The 21,587-nt window shown below is 39.3% G+C and carries 17 protein-coding genes; 5 read left to right on the top strand and 12 right to left on the bottom strand.

The genetic code is table 11. The annotated features are described in order from the left end of the window. Nucleotides 1-121 precede the first annotated feature (121 nt). Both JNO66_RS07795 and JNO66_RS07790 read left to right on the top strand, forming a co-directional pair. The gene (locus JNO66_RS07795) at nucleotides 122-1,720 is read left to right on the top strand and encodes an ABC transporter substrate-binding protein (protein ID WP_203087706.1); all 1,599 of its coding nucleotides are present in this window, start codon (nucleotides 122-124) and stop codon (nucleotides 1,718-1,720) included. A 93-nt stretch (nucleotides 1,721-1,813) separates the two neighbouring features. Next, the gene (locus tag JNO66_RS07790) at nucleotides 1,814-2,530 is read left to right on the top strand and encodes an IucA/IucC family C-terminal-domain containing protein (protein WP_203087705.1); all 717 of its coding nucleotides are present in this window, start codon (nucleotides 1,814-1,816) and stop codon (nucleotides 2,528-2,530) included. Between the two features lie 14 nt (nucleotides 2,531-2,544). Here the strand turns inward: JNO66_RS07790 and JNO66_RS07785 are convergent, their stop codons facing one another. Continuing rightward, complete coding sequence (locus JNO66_RS07785) at nucleotides 2,545-3,252, bottom strand: GntR family transcriptional regulator (protein WP_203087704.1); 708 nt, start codon at nucleotides 3,250-3,252, stop codon at nucleotides 2,545-2,547. 167 nt (nucleotides 3,253-3,419) lie between these two features. Here JNO66_RS07785 and JNO66_RS07780 point away from each other — a divergent pair, with 167 nt between their 5' ends. After that, a complete protein-coding gene (locus JNO66_RS07780) occupies nucleotides 3,420-5,318 on the top strand; it encodes a beta-glucoside-specific PTS transporter subunit IIABC (RefSeq protein ID WP_203087703.1) in 1,899 nt (632 codons plus the stop codon). 13 nt (nucleotides 5,319-5,331) lie between these two features. After that, complete coding sequence (bglA, locus tag JNO66_RS07775) at nucleotides 5,332-6,768, top strand: 6-phospho-beta-glucosidase (protein ID WP_203087702.1); 1,437 nt, start codon at nucleotides 5,332-5,334, stop codon at nucleotides 6,766-6,768. Nucleotides 6,769-6,815: 47 nt separating this feature from the next. Here the strand turns inward: bglA and JNO66_RS07770 are convergent, their stop codons facing one another. The 6 genes from JNO66_RS07770 to JNO66_RS07745 form a co-directional block, all read right to left on the bottom strand. After that, nucleotides 6,816-7,868, bottom strand: coding sequence for an LLM class flavin-dependent oxidoreductase (locus JNO66_RS07770; protein WP_203087701.1), 1,053 nt, complete (start codon nucleotides 7,866-7,868; stop codon nucleotides 6,816-6,818). 161 nt (nucleotides 7,869-8,029) lie between these two features. Further along, complete coding sequence (locus JNO66_RS07765; protein WP_203087700.1) at nucleotides 8,030-8,911, bottom strand: carbohydrate ABC transporter permease; 882 nt, start codon at nucleotides 8,909-8,911, stop codon at nucleotides 8,030-8,032. Nucleotides 8,912-8,925: 14 nt separating this feature from the next. Further along, entirely contained in the window at nucleotides 8,926-9,810 is an 885-nt protein-coding gene (locus JNO66_RS07760) for an ABC transporter permease (RefSeq protein ID WP_246483208.1), read from the bottom strand. Nucleotides 9,811-9,906: 96 nt separating this feature from the next. Further along, complete coding sequence (locus JNO66_RS20900; protein ID WP_273753221.1) at nucleotides 9,907-11,085, bottom strand: response regulator transcription factor; 1,179 nt, start codon at nucleotides 11,083-11,085, stop codon at nucleotides 9,907-9,909. A 37-nt stretch (nucleotides 11,086-11,122) separates the two neighbouring features. Continuing rightward, nucleotides 11,123-12,712: a sensor histidine kinase gene (locus JNO66_RS20895; RefSeq protein WP_203087697.1), complete on the bottom strand. Its 1,590-nt coding sequence runs from the start codon at nucleotides 12,710-12,712 to the stop codon at nucleotides 11,123-11,125. A 160-nt stretch (nucleotides 12,713-12,872) separates the two neighbouring features. Then, complete coding sequence (locus JNO66_RS07745; protein WP_203087696.1) at nucleotides 12,873-14,546, bottom strand: type 2 periplasmic-binding domain-containing protein; 1,674 nt, start codon at nucleotides 14,544-14,546, stop codon at nucleotides 12,873-12,875. A gap of 245 nt (nucleotides 14,547-14,791) precedes the next feature. Between JNO66_RS07745 and JNO66_RS07740 the strand changes: the two genes are divergently transcribed. Continuing rightward, a complete protein-coding gene (locus JNO66_RS07740; RefSeq protein WP_203087695.1) occupies nucleotides 14,792-17,071 on the top strand; it encodes a glycoside hydrolase family 3 C-terminal domain-containing protein in 2,280 nt (759 codons plus the stop codon). 46 nt (nucleotides 17,072-17,117) lie between these two features. On the opposite strand, the gene glsA is transcribed toward JNO66_RS07740, so the two are convergent. The 5 genes from glsA to JNO66_RS07715 form a co-directional block, all read right to left on the bottom strand. Beyond that, on the bottom strand, nucleotides 17,118-18,047 hold the full coding sequence (glsA, locus tag JNO66_RS07735) for a glutaminase A (RefSeq protein ID WP_203087694.1): 930 nt from the start codon (nucleotides 18,045-18,047) through the stop codon (nucleotides 17,118-17,120). A gap of 73 nt (nucleotides 18,048-18,120) precedes the next feature. Then, entirely contained in the window at nucleotides 18,121-19,017 is an 897-nt protein-coding gene (locus JNO66_RS07730; protein WP_210340815.1) for a phosphotransferase enzyme family protein, read from the bottom strand. A 67-nt stretch (nucleotides 19,018-19,084) separates the two neighbouring features. Beyond that, nucleotides 19,085-20,647 (bottom strand): histidine kinase N-terminal 7TM domain-containing diguanylate cyclase, encoded by a 1,563-nt coding sequence (locus JNO66_RS07725; RefSeq protein ID WP_203087692.1) that lies wholly within the window; start codon nucleotides 20,645-20,647, stop codon nucleotides 19,085-19,087. Between the two features lie 58 nt (nucleotides 20,648-20,705). Then, entirely contained in the window at nucleotides 20,706-21,116 is a 411-nt protein-coding gene (locus JNO66_RS07720) for a group-specific protein (RefSeq protein ID WP_203087691.1), read from the bottom strand. Next, nucleotides 21,113-21,574, bottom strand: coding sequence for a hypothetical protein (locus JNO66_RS07715; RefSeq protein ID WP_203087690.1), 462 nt, complete (start codon nucleotides 21,572-21,574; stop codon nucleotides 21,113-21,115). The genes JNO66_RS07720 and JNO66_RS07715 overlap by 4 nt, the downstream gene beginning before the upstream one ends. Nucleotides 21,575-21,587 lie beyond the last annotated feature (13 nt).

Here is a 21,587-nt window from a genome sequence, read left to right as displayed (position 1 = left end):
AATTGATATTGATAATCATCTGCACTTATAATACTATATAGAATCAAAGAATGATCGTCCATGGATGAACTGGTTTCTATATGGATATTTCAGATATGAAATGAAAAGGAGAGGTCTATCAATGTCATCTCACTTATCAGATGAGAAAAAGCTATTCTCATATCTCTACAAATTCGAACACCTACATGACATACAAACAGAAACGAGTATTCAGCTTGAAGCATACCAGCACGGTTTGTTCGTTGTAGAGACTAAAGGGGTATTTCGTGTAGATGGATTTGTACAAGCAGCGAATTCAAATTCAACCTATTTTATTCAAGCGAATCTTAACCACGGGAAAGTTATTCGTTTCGATAAAGGCTTAAAAGGTTATTTTCTATTATTCTGTTCCCTTATAGACCAAGGTCAAGGATTACACAAAGCGATCTCTCTAAATCTCCCAACCATACTTAACTCTCATCCTACCCATTCGTTTAAAAATATTGCCCGTGAAATACTAGATATCCAACAACAGGACCAAATGAAGGCAAATCTCTTGTTTCAAAATTGGATGCATACACTTTTAGGTGATTTAACAACTAAATCGTCCCTAACGGTCAAGCAACTTATTCAGAAAAGTAGAGACTATATAAATGATCATTACCATACGGATTTATCGCGTGAACAACTAGCTCAGTTAACTGGACTTAATACGGACTACTACTCACGTACATTTAAATCCTTTTATCATAAAACCCCAATAGAATACCTCAATGAAGTACGTCTTCTTCACGCAAAACAGAAGCTGCTTCAATCTGAGGATTCGATTCGAACGATTGCAAAGAGTGTAGGGTTTAACGACGAGTTTTACTTTAGTAGAAAATTTAAAGCAAAAGAAGGGGTCTCCCCCTCTATTTATATCAATAAACTAAGGAATTCAACTCGTTTCGTTTCGCTTAATCACCTTGTTACAGGTCATGCATTAGCTCTTGGTATAGAGCCATATGCAGCGATGAGTCATGCTGCCTTTCCGTTATCTGAGACGTTGGTTCATGCGATATCAATAGGTAATCATCAACCAAGTATAGACAAACTACTTGCTACAAGCCCTGATTTAATCGTTCGATGTTCCACTCAGAATCAAGAATTAAATAGTCGGGAAAAGTTGTATTACAACATTGCTCCTACTGTCAGCTTGTCCTTTCAAGATAGCTGGCAGAATCACTTACACACCATTGCCCGTTTAGTCAATAAGGAGGCTGAAGCTAAGCTTTTTCTGGAGGAATATGATACACGAGTAGAATCGATAAAGAAGTCATTGAAGCAAACGATGGACCGTAAGAATCTATTAGTGATTGGACTCGGAGGAGATTCACTTTGTATCTATGGAAAACGAAACCTAGGAACAGTCCTCTATCATGATCTAGAAATTGCCTTCCCTCCCGGGGTTGAGAATATTCAACATGTAAAAAAGACCTCCCTAGAAGAGATCATCAGAATAAATCCAGACTATATTCTTTTAACCATCTATCGTAGTCATAACCAGCTTCCAACTAGACAGGCTCTTCATAAGCAACTACATGAGTTAGAGCAGAATCCTCATTGGAATTCTCTACGAGCTGTTCAAAGTCAGCAAATCTATTCGATTATTAATAGTAATCATTTATACACGAGCTATAATTCACTCTCAAATAAGCTATTTTTAGAGAAAGTGAACCAAATGCTCGTTGCTTCCTCTTAAATGTTCAGTGAGAACACGGAATTTTCCATGTTCATCGTTCATTCCTTCGCAAATAATGGAGAGTAGCGATCAATTGGAAGGTGATTTGGTTCTATGAATGAGTTAATGAGAGAAGATTTAATAGACTTAGGGATACACCCTTTAGATAACAATAATGAAAGTATCCCTTCTCACCACCTAGTTAATGAAGAACGATGCTATGCATTTCTTCAAAGCTATATGAAGAAGATCCAAGCACCAAATATACGGATCACTGCTTCTCTCTTTATAAAGCAGTATGCACGAATCACAATTGCCGCAATACTTTATCAGATAGGTTCCAGGAATGGACATGTTACACTCCCACTCGCAAGCTGCTATTTTGGAGAAAATCGAAAACTGATGGTTGACGTTGAACAAGTATCTTGGAATGAGTGGACCTCTGGCCCACGCGAAGAGTGGTTAGCTCGTAGCCTCCAGATATTTTTCACCTATCATTTAACACCAGTCATTTCAATGCTACAAAAAACAGCAAAGGTTTCTTCGTCTATTCTGTGGGAGAATGTTGCCGTGCGCATCAACTCCTACTATCGAGGACTCCTTCAAGAAGGGCTCAGTAACGAGCAACTTAACCTGGTTAAAGGGGACTTTTCCTATTTAAAACAAGCAAACGGTGAGCTTTTTGGTTTGGAGTTGAATCCTCTTTCATCCTACTTGCACTTAGATACATCATTCCTCACGAGACGCACGTGTTGCATGTATTACTTAGTTGGCAAAAGAGAATATTGTGGTGTATGTCCATTAACAAAAACCCCTTCCAAAGCAAAGTAAGGAAGGGGTTTTTATTATAAGGAGTACCCTGTCGATTGGAAGAAGAACTGTGATTGTTCGAAGTTATACGTAACCTTAGAGTAGTCAAATGGTTGGGCATTGTTTAAGTAGAAAATCGTCTCTACAAATAATTTTGGATCGCCCTCATTGAGCTCCAATAGCTCTGCCTCTTCCCTCTTTAGCTTGTTAATATGCATGTACATGTCTGAGAACCCAATCTTCTGACCCAGCCCCTCTGAAATATAATCAAAAATGGAGCCCTCTACAATTTCATGATTCAAATACGTAACAATTGATTTATTATAGTACGATTCCTCTAGACAAAGAGTTTGTCCACTAATGTAGCGAACACGCTTCACGTAATACACATCATCAGTCAGATCAATATTCAAGTTCTCCGCTACTTCCTCCGTGGGTTTACGAATATCTAACTCGAGCACCTTAGCCGTTATGTTAAAACGTCGCAACTCGCCACTAAACCCTTGATTTGTAAAGCGAATATAGCCTTCTCGCTTTTGCTTTCTTACAAAGATTCCACTTCCCCTTACCTGATAAATGAGTCCTTTTTTCTCAAGTAAACTAACTGCCTTCATGACCGTACTTTTACTTGCTTGAAATTCGGTCATCAAATGCTCGAGTACAGGTAGCTTTTTTCCTTGTTCAAATTTCTTATCAACAATGGTTTGTTCAATCTTCTGCGCAATTTCTTCGTACTTTAACATATGCATTCCTCTTTTTAAGAATTAGTCTCATGCTTAAATGATACCACACCAAGAACGGTAGCTCCTCTTGAAAAATAGTGCACGAATAAATTTATTATTATGTTATTGATAAATTAGTACGTAACAATTATAATGTAAGCGTACAACAGAATAAAGGAGTGTATGAGATGAGCAAATCGGTTAGAAATTATCCTCAATTGGCGAAAGATATATTAGAAGCTGTAGGAGGAGACGAAAATGTTGTTGGCGTTACACGTTGCGCCACCCGTCTTCGAATTGTATTAAGACGTTCCAAGCCTGCAGCTAAGGATGCAGTCTCATCCTTACCAGGAGTCATTACCGTTGTTGAGAATAATGGCCAGTTTCAGGTTGTGATCGGGCAACATGTTGGAGAGGTTTACGATCACTTTGCTGGCTTAGTTAATGTTGACACATCAAGCGAAGGAGACGAGCCTGCTCAAAAAGGGTCCGTCATGAACCGAATCATCGCTACAATGTCAGCTGTTTTTGCGCCTTTTATTTATATCTTGGCCGCAGCGGGGATCCTTCAAGGACTTTTAATTTTACTTACTTTACTCTTCCCTGCCTTTTTAGAAACAGGAACGTATCAGGTATTTAGCTTCATATCGTGGGCACCATTTACGTTCTTACCTATTTTCATTGCGATTACAGCATCTAAACATTTTAAAACAAACATGTTTATCGCTGTTGCAGCGTGTGCTGCATTAGTAAGTCCAGACTGGGCTGACATGGCTGCACGCATTGCAGATGGAGAGGTCATTACCTTTTTAAATCTAGGATTATCAGAGACTGTGTATACATCATCCGTTCTTCCACCACTGTTTCTAGTATGGTTCTTATCCTATTTTGAGAGATTTTTAAATAAGAGAATTCACGAGGTCGTTCGACCATTATTTGTACCTCTTCTTTGTTTAGTTGTTATGGTTCCACTTACGCTTGTAGCGATTGGACCAATCACTACTCTGGGCGCAAACGGAATTGCAAACGGCTACAACTTCTTAGCTGAAAATGCACCAATTCTAGCTGCTACGATCATTGGTTCATTATGGCAAGTCATCGTTATCTTCGGCGTTCATTGGGGGATCACACCAATGATTCTTGCAAACTACGAACAGTATGGACAGGATTCATTTCAGGCTTATCAAACGATCGCTGTTATTGCTCAAATCGGTGCGGTACTTGGTGTTATTTTAAAAGCTAGAAGCAAGGAAACGAAAAAGGTTGGTATATCTGCTGGTACAACTGGACTTTTTGGAATCACAGAGCCCGCCATTTACGGGGTCACACTACGCTTCAAAAAGCCATTCATTTACGGGTGTATCTCTGGAGCTGTTGGTGCGATCGTGGCGAGTTTCTTTAATCCGTACTACTACGCCTATGCTGGACTTCCGGGTCCACTTACGATTGTGAACGGAATAAACGCTGATAATCCCACATCTATTTGGGGTATTGTTATCGGTTCTGCTATAGCAATTGTTCTGCCGATTGTATTGGTTCAAATCTTTGGATTTGGTGAGGATACAGCAAAACAAGCAACAGATGAAAAGAAAAACGAAGCGACACCAAAACCAGAGAACCCAACTAGTGCAAACGAAGAAACGGTTGCTGCTCCGATAAATGGGACAATTCTTCAGCTGAGCGCGGTCCCTGATGATGTTTTTGCATCGGGAGCAATGGGTAAAGGCGTAGCCATCCAGCCATCAGAAGGAAAGCTACACGGACCGTTTGATGGAAGTGTCGTCATGGTTGCACCAACCAAGCATGCAATTGGTATCCGCTCCACAACAGGGGTTGAACTACTCATACACGTTGGACTAGATACCGTTAAATTAGACGGCACACCTTTTACTCTTTTAGTTAAAGAGGGAGACAAATTTAAAAAAGGTGATCTATTAATGGAGTTTGATCAAGAAGCGATTGTTCAGCGTGGCATTGAAACGATCACCCCAATCATTGTGACAAACACAGGCGATTTTTCAGAGGTCATGATCGAAGAAGGAACAAACAGCTCTGTCGGACAAGCCTTAATGACGGCAGTAAAATAAAGGAGGAAATACAATGAAACAATTACCAAAGGACTTTTTATGGGGCGGGGCACTCGCTGCCCACCAATTTGAAGGTGGATGGAACCAAGATGGTAAAGGACCAAGTGTCGTAGACGTTCTAACAGCAGGTGCACACGGGGTTCCAAGACGTGTAACTGAAACGGTGGAAGCAAATTCTTTTTATCCAAACCACGAAGCGATCGACTTTTATAATCGCTACAAGGAAGACGTTGCACTATTTGCTGAAATGGGATTAAAATGCCTTCGTACCTCAATTGGCTGGAGCCGCATCTTTCCAAAAGGTGATGAGGCAGAACCAAATGAAGCCGGTCTACAATTTTATGATGACCTGTTTGATGAACTGATTTCACACGGCATCGAGCCTGTGATCACACTATCACATTTTGAAATGCCACTACATCTTGCAAGAGAATACGGTGGGTTCCGCAACCGTAAAGTAGTTGACTTCTTCGTTAAATTTGCAGAGGTATGCTTTGATCGCTACAAAGATAAAGTGAAGTATTGGATGACATTTAATGAAATCAACAATAAGATGGATGCTGAAAATCCGTTATTCCTTTGGACAAACTCTGGAGTAGTTGTAGAAGAAGGCGAAAACGCGCGCGAAGTGATGTATCAAGCAGGACATCATGAGCTAATTTCGAGTGCATTAGCTGTGATCAAGGGAAAAGAAATTAATCCTGAGTTCCAAATTGGAGCCATGGTCTCTCACGTTCCTGTGTATCCATTCTCTTCTAACCCTGATGACATCATGCTTGCTGAAGAATTAATGAGAGAGCGCTACTTCTTCCCAGATGTACATGTTCGCGGCGTGTACCCAAACTATGTCTTAAAGGAATTTGAACGCGAAGGCTTTAATATCGAGTTCCTCGCAGGCGATGAAGAGATCCTGCGTAATGGTACGGTTGACTACCTTGGATTTAGCTACTACATGTCAACCACAGTAAAAGCTGATAAAGAAGCCACTCACTCGCTTGTTGTAAATGGCGGATTAGCAAACAGTGTAGACAATCCGTTTATCAAAGCAAGTGATTGGGGATGGAGTATTGATCCAGTTGGTTTACGTTACACATTGAATCGCTTCTATGATCGCTACCAAATTCCTTTGTTTATTGTTGAAAATGGTTTTGGTGCAGTCGATCATATTGAAGAAGATGGCTCCATTCACGATCCGCAGCGTATCCAATACTTGAACGATCACATTGAAGAGCTGATGAAAGCCGTAACCTATGATGGCGTTGACCTAATGGGCTATACGCCATGGGGAATCATCGATATTGTCTCCTTCACAACGGGTGAAATGAAAAAACGATACGGTATGATCCACGTTGATCGTGACAACGAAGGAAACGGGTCGATGGAACGCTCGAAGAAAGACTCCTTCGAGTGGTACAAAAAAGTCATCGCGACAAATGGTGAAGAATTATAATGCATGAAAAAAGCGCAGGTTGCCCTCTTAGGGTCCTGCGCTTTATTTTATTCTGCCGTATATTTACGAACAGCAGGTAAGATCTTTGTTGCGATGATCTCAATATTTTTCTCGAGCTTCTCGAATGGAACCCCACCAAAGTCCATTTGTGCCACATATCGCTGATGACCAAATACTTCGCGTTGATAAAGGATCTTCTCAATAATTTGCTCAGGACTTCCCACGTTCATGACGTTATGTGGATCAGCACCCTGCTCAAACTGAAAGCGCGGGAACCCTTGACCGTTAGTACGCTTCATTCCTTCATTAATATGAGGATAATACTCATCAATGGCCTGTTGCGTCGTCTCTGCTGCATAGAAGAAACCTGCTGTTGAAACTGGTAGTTCTGCTGGGTCATGACCACCTTCTGTTGCAGCCATACGGTACGCATCCACCGTCCGTTTAAAGGCTTCAACCGGTCCACCCAAGTGAGCTAAGAACATTGGAACCCCTGCATAACCCGCTTTAATCGCACTAGTTGGTGTTCCCCCAACTGCACGCCAGATTGGCAGGCGGCCACTTGCCGGACGCGGAAGCACCTCTGCATTCCGTAGTGGCTTACGGAATTCTCCACTCCAGTTGACGACCTCTTCCTCGTTAATCTTCCGTAGCAAATCAAACTTTTCTTCAAATAGTTCTTCATAGTTGTGTAGGTCATATCCAAGCAATTCGTATAAGCCTACACGTGAAGCGCGCCCTGCAACGATCTCTGCACGTCCACCAGACAACAAGTCAATCGTAGAAAAATTCTCGTACACTCGTACAGGGTCTGACGTACTAATGATGGTTGAGCTACTTGCAACCTTAATCTTTTCCGTTGCCTGCGCAATCGCCGATAACACAACCGCATGGGCCTGTGTCGCAAAAAATTCCTGATGACTCTCGCCAACACTGAAGAAATCTAGACCCGCCTGCTCAGCGAGCTGAGCTAACTTAATGATTTCCTGCAGTCGTTGCTGTACAGGGATCCGCTCACCCGTCCAAGGGTTCGCTAAGTGATCCCCCAATGTATATAAACCAAATTCAAACTTGTTAGGATTCATCCGATACTTCTCCATCTAATCACCTCTACCATTAGTATAAAGAGGAAGCCTACTAAATATAAGTACGCACTTATGAGTGGCATTGTATCTAAAAGGATACTGTAAAAGGAGTGTAGGAAAGAAAAAATGCTTGCTGACAGCTTCAATCGTCAGCAAGCATTAATTTTAAAATTTCTTTATTCCTTAACTGAACCTAATACAATCCCTTTTACAAAATACTTCTGTAAGAAAGGGTAAACCATTATGATTGGCAATGCACCAATAAAAATTTGAGCAGCACGTACGGTTCTTTCAGACATCGCCTTCATCTCGTCTGGATTCACGTTCATTTGTGAATAGTCATTCTGTACAATAATGGTTTGTAAAAAAGTCGATAATGGAAACTTCGATGAATCGGTTAAATAAATCAATCCATCAAACCATGAATTCCATTGACCTACCATCGTAAACAAACCAATTGTTGCAAGGGCTGGCAGTGAGATCGGCAAATAAATACTAAAAAGAATTCTAAAATGACCAGCCCCATCTATTAAAGCAGCTTCCTCCAGAGACTTTGGTACCCCTGTCCGAAAGAAATTCAACATTAAAATTAGATTGAACACGTTTACTGCACCTGGTAGCACCAGAGCCCAAATCGTATTAATTAACCCTAGGTTCTGTACAAGGATATAAGTAGGAATCAATCCTCCGTTGAAAAGCATGATGAAGATTAAGAAATAAATATATGCTTTTCTACCTCTAAAATCTTTATCTTCTTTAGATAAAGCATAAGCGGCGAGTGTTATAGTTGTTAAGCTAATAACAGTACCTAAAACGGTCCTACTTATTCCATTCCAAAGTGCGCGCAAAAAGTTCTCATTGCCTAACGTTTGTTGCCAAGCGGATATAGTAAAATCTAATGGAATAAATTTTACTAAATTAGCATTTGCAGGTGCTGGAGAACTGAATGAGACTGCTAGAATGTGAATCAGAGGGATGATACAGATAATTCCTAGTAATGACAGAAAAGCTACATTTACAATACTGAAAATTCTGTAACTTCTACTTATATGATTCATAGTCGATCCTCCTTCTAAAAAATACGATAACCAGCATATTTGTAAGCAAGTTTGTACCCTGTAATAATTAAAATGAATGCAATAATTGACTTAAATACTCCCACCGCAGTAGCGTAACTAAAGTTTCCACCTAATAATCCTTGTCGGTAGACGTACGTATCAATAATATCTCCTTTATCGTAAACAAGTGGATTGTAGAGGTTGAAAATTTGATCAAAGCCAGCATTTAAAATATTTCCCAGTGCTAATGTTGCAACAACAATAGTAATAGGCAATATCGAAGGGATCGTAATGAACAATACTTGTTGAAATCGATTTGCTCCATCAATAACAGAAGCTTCGTACAATGCAGGATTAATACCTGATAAAGCCGCTAAGAAGATAATCGCTGAAAACCCAAAGTCCTTCCATACGTCAGTTGCAATCACTGTGACACGGAACCAGTCCCCGTCTCCTAAGAAAAATATTGATTGAATACCTAAAAAGTTTAAAAATTGATTAACTAATCCTCCATCTACGCTAAGAAGATCTAATAAAATCCCACCTAAAATTACCCATGAAAGAAAATGAGGCAGATAGACAAGTGTTTGAACAGATCGCTTAAAGAACATAATACGAACCTCGTTCAATAATAAAGCAAATACAATAGGAATAATTAATTGAAAAACGATTTTAAAACTAGAAATAACTAGGGTGTTCCATATAACCTGTCTACCTTCAGCAAACGCAAAAATCTTTTTAAATTGCTCTAACCCAACCCATTCAGAACCAGTAAAACCAAACCAAGGTTTATATTCTTGAAAGGCCATGATAATGCCACCAAGTGGGACATAATTAAAGATAAATGCAATGATAATTGCTGGCATGACCAGTATATGTAATGGCCAATTTCGTTTCATATTCCAACTTCGTTTAGGCTTTTTTATTTTTTTCTCCTTTATCTTTAACTCATTATTACTTTTAGTTGTTGTATCCATAGTATTATCTCCACCCTTCTAACCACCTCTAAACTCATGAGGAGTTTTACTGTAAAACTTTTTAAAAACCTTAATAAAATATGAAGAGTCATTGTATCCAATCTCTTTAGCGATTTGATTAATTTTCTTATTAGTATTTTCTATCTGATAAGCTGCTTTCTCCATTTTCAATCGATGAATATATTCTGAGAACTTTTCTCCTGAACCTTCTTTAAATATTTTTGATAAATATGCAGGATGAACGTTCAAATAATATGCTGCATCTTGAAGAGTTGGATTCTCACTTAATTTAAGATAGAGATAATGCTGAGCTCGATGGACAAGTACTTCACCACGCGTTTTGCTTGGTATTGTTAGTTTTTGATCTAAGCTACCATTTTTGAATTCAGTTAGCTTAGATAAATCCCTTAGTTTATAAACATCAGAAGTCATAATAGTACACTCAATCTGAAAATTAACTAACAGGTATTGCTTTAAATCACTTAGCAACTCGTAATTAAATTGATCAGTCTCTATCTTGTTGTTAATTCCAAAGATAAATAGTCCAGATATAATATTTTGATCTGTACTCTTAAGCATCATAATGAAAGAATGACCTGAAAGGTATTTCACAGCCTTCTGTTCAATAATTGAACATTCTTTTTTAGAGCTACATCGAATCTCAAAATATAAGTAGTGATCTTCTATGGAAATCGGTAATTGATACTCCCCAATACTTTTTGTTAGCTCTGCAATGGTTGGCGGATTTTTTAACCAGTAACTTAATACCTTTTCACCAATCCAAATGGGATCTTCACATAATTGTTTAACGAGTTGTTGCCTCTCAATCATTTTTTTTCTATCTTCCTGAATGATCTCAATCGCCTGCTGCACTGCTTTAAGTAGTTCTTCATCAGAGCAAGGCTTTAAAAGATAGTTTAATACTTTAGCCTGAATGGCTTGTTTAGCGTATTCAAAATCTGCATATCCAGAGAGAAGAATTCCTTTAATGTTATAAGGATCTTCTGTTAACTTCATTAGTAAATCTACACCAGACAACCCTGGCATCCTAATATCTGAAACAACTATATCTATTCTTTGTAATTTAACTGTGTCAATAGCTTCAAAAGCTGATGATGCAAGAAATACTTCTGTGATCCCAATATTTTCCCATGGAAGAGTACTTAACCCTAGTAATGTTGATTCTTCATCGTCCACTAGTAAAAGTGTAATCACTCATCTTACATCCCTTCTTCTAAAGTCTCCATTGGAGTACAACTCTGAGTCCACCGAGTTCTGATTTCTGAATGATGAGGCCTGAATCAACCCCGTAGATTCCTTTAAGTCGTTGGTGTACATTTCTCATTCCGTAACTTTGTTCTTTGTCCTCTTCTAAATTTCGTTGTAACTGATTACGACGAGTTTCCGTTAAACCAATGCCGTTATCATCAATTGCAATGAAAAAGAACCCATTTTTCACTCCACCAGTTAACTTAATTTCTGCACATCCATTTAATCTATCTGTCCCATGAATAATTGCATTTTCAACAATCGGCTGGATGAGAAGCCTAGGAATAACAACTGATTCAAAATCTTCAGAGATACTTATTGAATAGGACAAAGAGCGTTTTCTCAAAGCATGTATTGATAGAAATGTCCTGATTAGCCCAATCTCTTCTTCTAAAGTAGTAGTTACCTCTTCCACTTTAGTTCGATAACGAAAATAATTCCCTAAGTGTAAAGCCATTGCTTCTACAGCTTCAGTTTGGTTTACCTTTGCCATATTTTTAATATAAAACAAACAATTATAGAGAAAGTGTGGATCTATTTGAGCTTGCAACAATTTTAAAGAAGCATCTTTAGAGCGAAGCTTTTCACTATACACTTGTTCAAAGAGATTTTGAATTTGTTCAGCCATTTTATTAAACCCATCCATTAATGAACTAAATTCGTTTTGCACATTAGATTCCATACGAACCGAATAATTAGCCCTTTTAATACTTGATACACCGTTCTTTAATTGCTGAATTGGTACATGCAAATCCTTGTAAAGGAGACGTCCAAAAAATAATCCGCCAAGTATCATGAATATGACTGAGCCATATAGTAAATATTGACTTGTATATACCGGAGTTAGAACTTCTTTTAATGGGACATAATCAATTAAAGTCCAACCTAAAGATTCTACTTGAACGTAACTAATCAAATACTGCATATTGTTCTGTGATAATTGAACAGATCCATTTTCATCAACAAAATTATCATGTAATCCTAAATTTAATGAATTGATATCATTTGAGTTTATGTCAATCGTTCCATAATCTTCATGATAGTAAAAGGCATTGTTCAATTCTTCTGTTGTTAAGTCAGCAAGGTGATTTTGTATACTTTCAATGTATACTCTTGCCTCTATTATTGCTTCGTCCCCTATCTCATGTTCTCCAGCTGGATACCTAATGTGTCTCAAGAAATAAGGTTGATTATTGACTTCCTTCTTTGAGTTAACATACGACCACGATGTCGAAAGTTTTTTTGGAGATTCAGGAAAGTTACTTAGTGTACTAATAACGCTTTCATTTTCTGGTATATAAACTGTTACATCAACCTTTAGCCTACTTAGTTGTTGGTAAGTAGATAACTTATTAAATATTTTTTCTTTAATAACTAATGCTTCGTATCTACTATATAAATCAATGTTTCTTGCCTGGTTTACATCTGGATCAATGCTTAGTGCAACTAAAGATTGAGATAATTGATCTAAATCTGATTCCAACCTATTTACCGATGCTTCTAACCTATTGATATTCCGCTCATTAATATCATCTTTAATTACTTGAATCGTCACTTGATTCGAATAACCATAGATGAGTATAGTAGGAATTAACAGAGCCAATAGGATGAATACCGCTCTCTTAAACAATGTTAGTTTCTAAAACATTGATTCACCCCTTCTCATGAATTAATTTATTCTAAATTTATCACGAAAAGGGGAGAGCGCTTACATATTAATTTCTATTTTTTTGAACCTCTTCATACCATTCATTCACTTCGCTCGTTATTTCGTTTCCGCCTTGAGTTTTCCATTTCTCTACAATGGAATCAAATTCATCAATGTCTAACTCCCCATAAACCATTTTCGTATATGATTCCGATAACATTCTATTAATTGTCTCACTTTTAGAAAGCATTGTAGGTGTAGGTGGGCCTGTGAACATGCTTAATATTTGTTTATCTTGACCATCTACAACAATACGAGCTGCATCCCAAGCTCCTTCAGGAAATACTAGATTTAACTTTTTCTCATATGGCGTTTCTGGCTCTTTTCCTCTAGAAAAATCAGCCAAAGTATTAATATATAATGATGGAATTCTAGCTCCGTCAAAAGTAATCGTATATTTGTCAGGTACAATCATCGGACTACCATCATCAATATTTCTATAGCTTACTTCGTCCCCTTCAATGAAGTAATCGTATCCCTCAGCAAATCCATATTCGAATTCGCTTCCCTCTTCTGGATTTGCATAGTGATCAAAGAGATAGTTCTGGTAAACAAAGAAAGCTTGAATTTCCTCTTCTGTTGCATTAGCATTTATCATAATTGCTCCGTTACTTGATTGTACACCGGATGATCTCCCAGCCAGGCCATCAGGTCCCGTTGGAATCTCATACGGAACGTATTCTGCATCATCAACGTTCTGTAAAAGTTCACTTAAAGGCCAATCAGGCATCCAATGTGGACCTGCTATGATACCAGCACGACCAGATGTAAAAAGTTCAACAGCTTTTCGTTCATCCCACAACCCTGATTCAGGGTGAATATATCCTTTATCCATCCATTCCTTCATTGTCTCTAAACCTTGCTTCATCTCAGGCTGTACAGATCCATAGACTAATGAACCATCTTCAGCTTGATTCCATTGATTTGGCATAGCTCCATAAGCACCAAATACCCATTCAGAAGTCGACATCCACGTATTAAAATTATTTCCGAAACCAGTTGCAAAACCATATGTTGTTTCACCTGTACCTGAAGGGTCCTCATTAACAAATGCATCCATTACTTCTTCAATATCATCCATTGTTTCTGGTCCATCTAAACCTAATTTATCAAGCCAGTCCTGTCTGATATATAAGACAACATCATTATTCATTTTAAAATCCAAAATGGGAATAGCATAACGACCAGTTTCTCGCGTAAAAGCATCCCATGAATTAGGGTCATCCTCGATTGCACTTTTCCAACTCTCAGATGCATATTTGTCGAATATCTCACCGACTTCCATCACTCGTCCCGAATCAATTAGATCTTGAGTTATTGAACTTCTAATTGATATGATGGATGGGAGCTCCTCGTTGGCAGATAAACTTAATTGAAGTTTAGTGTCAAAAGTGTCATCAGGACCACTGGTAGTCCAAAGGTAGTCTAAATCAATGTTAAAGGTATCTTTAGCCCATTTAGTATGGACATTGTCATGAATGGTTTCCCCATCTTTGAATAAAATGTCCCCAGTAACATGTTTTATTAAGCTAAGATTGACTGGTTCTTCAAATTTTTCAGGTAGCTCATCTGCAGAAGACACTGGTTCAAGTTTACTCTCCTTAGATGCTGAATCATTATTACTACACGCAGCAATCGTTAAGACACTAGCAAGCAACGATAGTTTAATAAGTTTACTCATCTTAACCCCCCCTATTATTGAAAGCCCTTACATTTATATGTTACTTTTTTTACTGTCTCTGTAAAATATGAGATTTTTAAGAATGGTGGTAATTTTTTAATTTAAGTATTCATTCTCCCACACGTTCTCAACTACCTAATCATTATACCCTCTTAATTTTTAAAAGAATTATATCCATTATTACAAGGTTTCCAATCCCCCAAAAACGGAAATACCTACGTAAGATACATAAGGAGGATATAAAATTGAACAATCAAGTAAACCAATGGTTAAATGAACTAACGATAGAAGAAAAAGCGGAGTTATGTAGTGGGAAGGATTTCTGGACAACCCAGGCTGTTGAGCGATTAGGCATTCCGTCTATCATGATGACAGATGGCCCACATGGACTGCGTAAGCAAGCAGGTGAATCTGATCACCTAGGGTTAAACGAAAGTGTGCCTGCTACTTGTTTCCCCTCAGCTGTTGGCCTTGCCTCAACATGGAATCGTGATCTGATTTATGATGTGGGCGTAGCCTTAGGGAAGGAAGCTCGTAAGGAAGGGGTGTCTGTTCTTCTTGGACCAGGTGCCAATATTAAACGTTCACCGCTATGCGGTCGCAACTTCGAATATTTTTCAGAGGATCCGTATGTTTCTGCGCAGCTTGCTGCCGCTCATATTAAAGGAGTACAAAGTGAGGGCGTTGGTGCATCGCTTAAGCACTTCGCAGTAAATAATCAGGAGCACCGACGTATGAGTGTTGATGCGATCGTTGATGAACGCACACTGCGCGAAATCTACCTTGCTAGCTTTGAAGGTGCAGTAAAAGAAGCTCAGCCATGGACAGTGATGTGCTCTTATAATCTGGTTAATGGAGAGTATGCCTCAGAGCATAAGCGGTTGTTAACAACAATCCTTCGTGATGAGTGGGGATTTGATGGTCTTGTTGTCTCTGACTGGGGAGCGGTGAACGAACGTGCCGCTGGTGTAGGAGCTGGTATGGATCTAGAGATGCCCACATCAAACGGGGTAGGAACTCAGAAAATTCTTGATGCGATTGAGAAGGGCGAACTCGACGAACAAGCTCTTGATCGTGCTGTCACTCGCATATTGGATTTGGTTATAAAGTCTACTTCTCAAAAGGATCTAACAGATGTCGATATGGATGCACAACACCAGCTAGCACGAAAAGTTGCTAGAGAAGCAGTTGTTCTTCTGAAAAACGAGAGTCAGCTGCTTCCTCTTGAAAAAAGTCAACGTGTTGCTGTGCTTGGTGAGCTCGCTAAAAAGCCTCGATATCAAGGCGGAGGAAGCTCTCACATTAATCCGTATCAGTTAGATCATGCCTATGATGAGCTTGCACGTTTTGCAGATTCAGTATCTTATGCACAAGGCTACGACCTAGAAAAGGATAAGGTAGATGATCAATTGATCCACGAGGCCACAGAATGTGCACGTAATTCCGAAGTAGCTGTTTTATTTGTTGGTTTGCCGGATCGCTATGAGTCTGAGGGATTTGATCGAAATCATATGTCTCTCCCAACCAACCATGAAGCCTTAATCCGCTCTGTTTTAGACGCACAGCCAAACACCATTGTGATTTTAAGCAATGGCTCGCCTGTTGAAATGCCTTGGGTCGATGATGTGCCGGCTATTATTGAAGGCTACCTTGGTGGACAAGCAGGTGGTGGTGCTGTTGCGGATATTTTATATGGCGTTGAATCTCCTTCTGGTAAGCTAGCTGAGACCTTCCCTGTAAGAGTTGAGGATAACCCATCCTACCTTTATTTCCCGGGAGAAGGTGACCGCGTCGAGTACCGCGAAGGAATCTTCGTTGGCTATCGTTATTATGACACAAAAAAAGTCAAACCACTGTTCCCGTTTGGTCACGGGTTAAGCTATACAACGTTCTCTTATGAAAATATGACTGTTTCAAGTCGTGAGCTGAATGAATCAGACAAGGTAACTGTTACGATTCAAATTAAGAATACGGGTTCCGTAAAGGGAAAAGAAATCGTTCAACTATACGTACACGACAAACACTCTTCTGTTGTTCGACCAGAGAAAGAACTTAAAGCATTTGATAAGGTCGAGCTTGAACCTGGTGAAACAAAAGAGGTTCACCTTGAATTAGATCGTCGTGCCTTTGCTTACTACAATACGGACAAAGAAGACTGGTCAGTTGAAAGCGGAGAATTTGAATTACGAGTTGGACCCTCTTCTGCAGACATTGCACTTACAGAAACGATCTCAATTACGTCTTCAGAGCCAACCACTTTTGAAGTGACTCGCAACTCAACGATCGGTGATCTGATGCAATCCGAACACGCAGAAAAGTTGAATCAATTTCTCGAGAGTCATTTTAGTGATAGTCCCTTCACTCCGGATGAGGAATCAGAAGGAAAAAGTGAAGAAGGTGGATCTGATATGATGAGCGAAATGCTTAAGTACATGCCTCTTCGTGCACTCGTTAATTTCCAACCATCAAAAGAAGCAAACGAAGCACTCGAGCAGTTTATTAAAGAGTGTAATCAATCAGAGTAAACGTAAGGGCTAATGATTCCATCCTGAATCATTAGCCCTTTTCCTCTTAAAACATACTTAATGAATAATTCTTCGACATCATCTCAAGAAGTTTTAACCCAGCAATACTATTTCCTTTATCATCTAGCGATGGACCACATATCGCGATACCGCATTTTTTCGGAATAGAGCCCATAATGCCTCCTGCAACACCACTTTTCGCAGGGATGCCCACCTTGATCGCAAACTCCCCAGATGCATTATACATTCCGCACGTGACCATAAATGTTTTACAAATACGTGCAATATCCCAAGGAATGATTTGCTCTCCTGACACCGGATCTGCCCCATCCATAGCAAGTACGCAGCCTATTCTGGCTAAATCTAAACAGTTCATTTCAATCGCACACTGCTTCGTGTACAAATCCATTAACTCCTCAACAGGCTCATTGATGACGCCGTGCTGCTTCATGAAATAACAAAGTGAACGATTAAGATGGCCTGTTTCAAGCTCAGACTGAGCAATCATGTGGTTGTATGTGATCGATTTGTTTCCGGATAGTCTCCGAATAAATGCAAGCAGTCGCTGCAGACGATCTTCAACCGAATCTCCCTTAATCATATGAGTGATCGCGAGTGCTCCTGCATTAATCATCGGATTTAATGGCTTAGATGGCTTATTCGTTTCGAGCTTAGCAATCGAATTAAACGGATCACCCGTTGGTTCCTGCCCAACTCGATCAAACACATATTCTTCGCCATGATCCATTAAGGCAAGTGCGAGAGAAAGTACCTTTGAGATACTTTGTAATGTAAAATTCTCATCGATGTCTCCCGCTGAATAACAGCGACCGTCTGGATAATATAAAGCTACTGAAAGCTTATCTTCATCTGCAAGCGCGAGTGCCGGTATGTAGTCAGCGATCTTCCCATGTTGTGTTTGTTGTTTGGCTTCCTCAACGAGCGCTTCTAATTCTGTGTTTGATTGGCACTGCAAAATAAAATCCTCCTTATGATATCTTTGTAGGTATTATGTCCATTTCCTGCTTATATAGTATGGATCATCTTACTCAAAAAGGCTTATCGAAGCTGAGTACACTTTGGTGGTCATAAATCCATAAAAACATCGCTTCGTTCATTTCGAATAAAGCCTGATCTTTACGAAAAAATGCCATAAAGATTGTTTGAATGATAAGCATCATGTACCATACGGCTGAACGTTCCGAATCTGAAAGAGCCCATTCATGATTATACGCCTCTACTAACCGATAAACAAAAGCTGGCCACATTTCTCTTAGCTCATCATTGTAAAAAACCTCACTCAATACACTAGTTGCACAATAACAAAGGTCAAATAGTTTATGATTTACTTCTACGAGATCAAAATCAATGACACCAGCAAGTTCATTTTCGTGAAAGATCATATTGTGAACATGGGCATCTCGATGAATAAGTTGTTTCGGTAATGTAGTCGAGAGCATTTTTATCTTTTCTTCAATATGAGCGTAGATGGAATCTAATCTCTCAGAACTCACTCCCGTGCCTATTCCTTTTACAGCGAATCCATAAACCATCTGATAAAGATCAGAGTGCTTCCAGCCTCCACTCGCCTCAAATGAAACGAATGATTGATGCATTTTAGCAATGGTGGTCCCTAAGAGTGTTGAGGCTATTGGATCTTGAAGACATTCAGCTGAACTAAATGGCTTACCCTCTAAATATGTATACATTACAAAACACTTGTTTTGATGATGGATAAGACAGTGGTTTGTTTGACTCAAAACTGGCTGTTGCACTGGAAATCCCTTTGTACTCGAATGCCATAAAAGTTCATGCTCCCTTTGAAAGGCTTCCACACTTTCTTTTTCCTTAAGCACAAATGTCTCACCATTATCTGTCTCTATCAGAGTTGCACGTTCGGTGAGCGTTTTTGTGCTTAGTATGTTTATTCCATATATGGCGCTCATTTGTTCTACATTTTTGAACTTCATCAAACCACCTCAGCTCAATTGTTAGTAAGCAGAACTAATACACCTACCCCACATTCTCCCTATACATCTGCACCTGATTACGTCCCTGCCTTTTCGCAACATAAAGGGCCTCGTCGCTTTTTTTAAGGAGCTGATGCAATGTTTCCTCGGTGTGGGCTTGTGCTTCGGCGACCCCACTGCTTACGGTCACAGTGATTGCTTGCTCTGGGAGTACAAGTGGACTTGATTCCAGCTTTAGACGGATACGCTCTGCGACTTTCTCGGCCTCGGATCCAGTTTTATCTTTTAAGCCAATCACAAATTCCTCGCCACCATAACGTGCAAATATGCTGGATTCTTCGAGCTGAGACTTACAGACATCTGCCACATGTTTAAGCAGCAGATCCCCTACGTCATGTCCGAAACGATCATTCACCTTTTTGAAATGGTCGACGTCAAACAGAATCAGTGAATACGGGAGCTCGCCTTCTTTTGCTAAAATAAGGTCCAATTCTCCTTTTTCAAAGAAAGCTCGTCGATTATACAATTGAGTGAGTTCATCATAATACGCACGATTTTCAAGCTCACGCTGTAGTCTTTTTAATTCACTTACTTCAGTGAAGATCAGCAGCATTCCTTTTTGATTGTTTGCATGCTGTAATGGTAGCATCCGAATCTGGTAGATATAAGGGATAGGAAATGATTCTAGGTTAATTTCACTCGTTACAGAACTTGCATCCAACGTAAGTGGAAACGGTTCATTCACCAGCTCCTGCCATACCTGTTTGAAATTCATTCCGTACATTGACCGGTGAATTAATGGAAACATACCCTTAAAGGCTTGGTTAAACTCAATTAATTGATGTGTATCATCTAGCACAACAACCCCATCGTTAATACTGTTAAAAATGGCATCCTTTGCAATCGGTACAACCGCAAACATTCTCGTTGTATTAATAGACCAGACATACAACAAGGAAGTAAACCATAAAACCATTGGTACAGGATCAATACCTGGTGGGGTTAGTCCTAATAAATAGATGAAAGCCGTGACCATCGGAATAAATTGTCCTATCAATAAAAAAAGAAGCTGTGCCCGATAGACTCTGGCCGTCTCTCTCCACCTTGATAACATGAGCAGAAACGCGACAAACATACTGGAGAACGTAAGAATGCCATGGAAGATATACCATGGACCAATTTCCTGAACAACAAAGGGTGCGCCTAAAACAGGATCAATTTCAAAAACTTTATAATGAAGATTATGAAAGTCATTTGTGGCAACCATTACACATGTGATAGCGGAGATTGATAGAAGCGGTAAAGCCCAAGCTGCCTTGATTTTCATTCCTAGATACTTCATCGCGAATAATAAACCGAGTGTAGCGGAAGCAGGCATCCCGATGTAAAGGATCGTATTCCAAAACTTTAATCCACTTAGAGTAGTTGCTGTTAGCCCCAAAGCAGAGCCAAAGCAATATATAGAGATTGAAACCGTATACAACATAAAATAATAAGCAATATTTGTGTATTGATGACGTCTAAAAAACACGTACATACATAAATAAAGGTTAATGACGCCAGATGTACTGAATAAGGCGATGTAGGCAGTTAAATGGGAACTCATGGTTCTAGCCTCTTTTACTAGTCATTTTATTTAAATGTAGCATAAAAGTCCTAGTAATCTAGTCTTTTTTAGAAAAAATATTCAATTTCTTAAAAAGATAATCTAGAAACGCATCGAACGTCCCAACAAAACGATCTATACCTTCTAAATGGTAGAAGCTGCTCGTATGATCCAAGGTAAATAACTCATCTGTTTGCGAGTAGAGGTAAACTGGTTTTTGACTTGCTAGAGCAATCCCTAACTCTACATGACTACTTTTACCTAACGGAAGGATAAAAATTACAGAGTCACTGCAGATAATGGCTTCTTTTTCGTGCTCTCCGATAGTGGCGAGTTCATCAACTGATTGAATGCTCTCCAATCTTGTCCAATCGTAGGAATGTATGAATCCTTCTCCTATTAAAGCCTGGGCAACTAAATGGACTTGTTCTATATTCCGAAAGCTCGAGCCAATATAAAATGTCTTCATGATTCCTCCCACTCTACGCTATCCTTGATCTCTTCAATGGCTTGTAATAACTGATTATCCTCGCCAACTACTCTGTATATATCCGAACCTACACCTACTTCGCGTTCCCATACTTCAATTCGTAAATTGGCCGGAGTCCCACTTACCGTATATTGAAAGCTACTCGTAGTTCGGTCTGTTTTTTGAAGTTTCATATCCGCTGATTCAAAGAGTATGGCTTCACTCAACACTTGATTTCCATCTCCAGAATAAAAAAGATTCCCTTCAGGCTTAAACATAGTTACATAAACTCTTTCTTCATCAAAACGTATGTCAGAGCCATATTCTCGCTCTAGTACTTTTTCATACGACAAAACCCTCGTTTGATCGTACCAATTATAGATTCCAAGCCCTACTACTGTAAGAATCAGAATACCTATCATAACCAAAACAAGCGTACCAAGCTTATAGTTTCTCAAACGAGCTCAGCCC

The organism is Alkalicoccobacillus gibsonii, from assembly GCF_016798245.1.
Classification (GTDB): domain Bacteria; phylum Bacillota; class Bacilli; order Bacillales; family Bacillaceae_D; genus Alkalicoccobacillus; species Alkalicoccobacillus gibsonii.
The sequence above is the reverse complement of the archived record's forward strand: the minus strand, read 5'-3'. Positions and strand labels throughout refer to the sequence as shown.

Bases quoted from the DNA above. Each gene is read 5' to 3' on its own strand.
- JNO66_RS07720 (WP_203087691.1), bottom strand. From the start codon at position 21,116: ATGAAGACATTTTATATTGGCTCGAGCTTTCGGAATATAGAACAAGTC.
- JNO66_RS07745 (WP_203087696.1), bottom strand. From the start codon at position 14,546: ATGAGTAAACTTATTAAACTATCGTTGCTTGCTAGTGTCTTAACGATT.
- JNO66_RS07780 (WP_203087703.1), top strand. From the start codon at position 3,420: ATGAGCAAATCGGTTAGAAATTATCCTCAATTGGCGAAAGATATATTA.
- JNO66_RS07770 (WP_203087701.1), bottom strand. From the start codon at position 7,868: ATGGAGAAGTATCGGATGAATCCTAACAAGTTTGAATTTGGTTTATAT.
- bglA (WP_203087702.1), top strand. From the start codon at position 5,332: ATGAAACAATTACCAAAGGACTTTTTATGGGGCGGGGCACTCGCTGCC.
- JNO66_RS07760 (WP_246483208.1), bottom strand. From the start codon at position 9,810: ATGAAACGAAATTGGCCATTACATATACTGGTCATGCCAGCAATTATC.
- JNO66_RS07795 (WP_203087706.1), top strand. From the start codon at position 122: ATGTCATCTCACTTATCAGATGAGAAAAAGCTATTCTCATATCTCTAC.
- JNO66_RS07785 (WP_203087704.1), bottom strand. From the start codon at position 3,252: ATGTTAAAGTACGAAGAAATTGCGCAGAAGATTGAACAAACCATTGTT.
- JNO66_RS07765 (WP_203087700.1), bottom strand. From the start codon at position 8,911: ATGAATCATATAAGTAGAAGTTACAGAATTTTCAGTATTGTAAATGTA.
- JNO66_RS07730 (WP_210340815.1), bottom strand. From the start codon at position 19,017: ATGAGCGCCATATATGGAATAAACATACTAAGCACAAAAACGCTCACC.
- JNO66_RS07725 (WP_203087692.1), bottom strand. From the start codon at position 20,647: ATGAGTTCCCATTTAACTGCCTACATCGCCTTATTCAGTACATCTGGC.
- JNO66_RS07790 (WP_203087705.1), top strand. From the start codon at position 1,814: ATGAATGAGTTAATGAGAGAAGATTTAATAGACTTAGGGATACACCCT.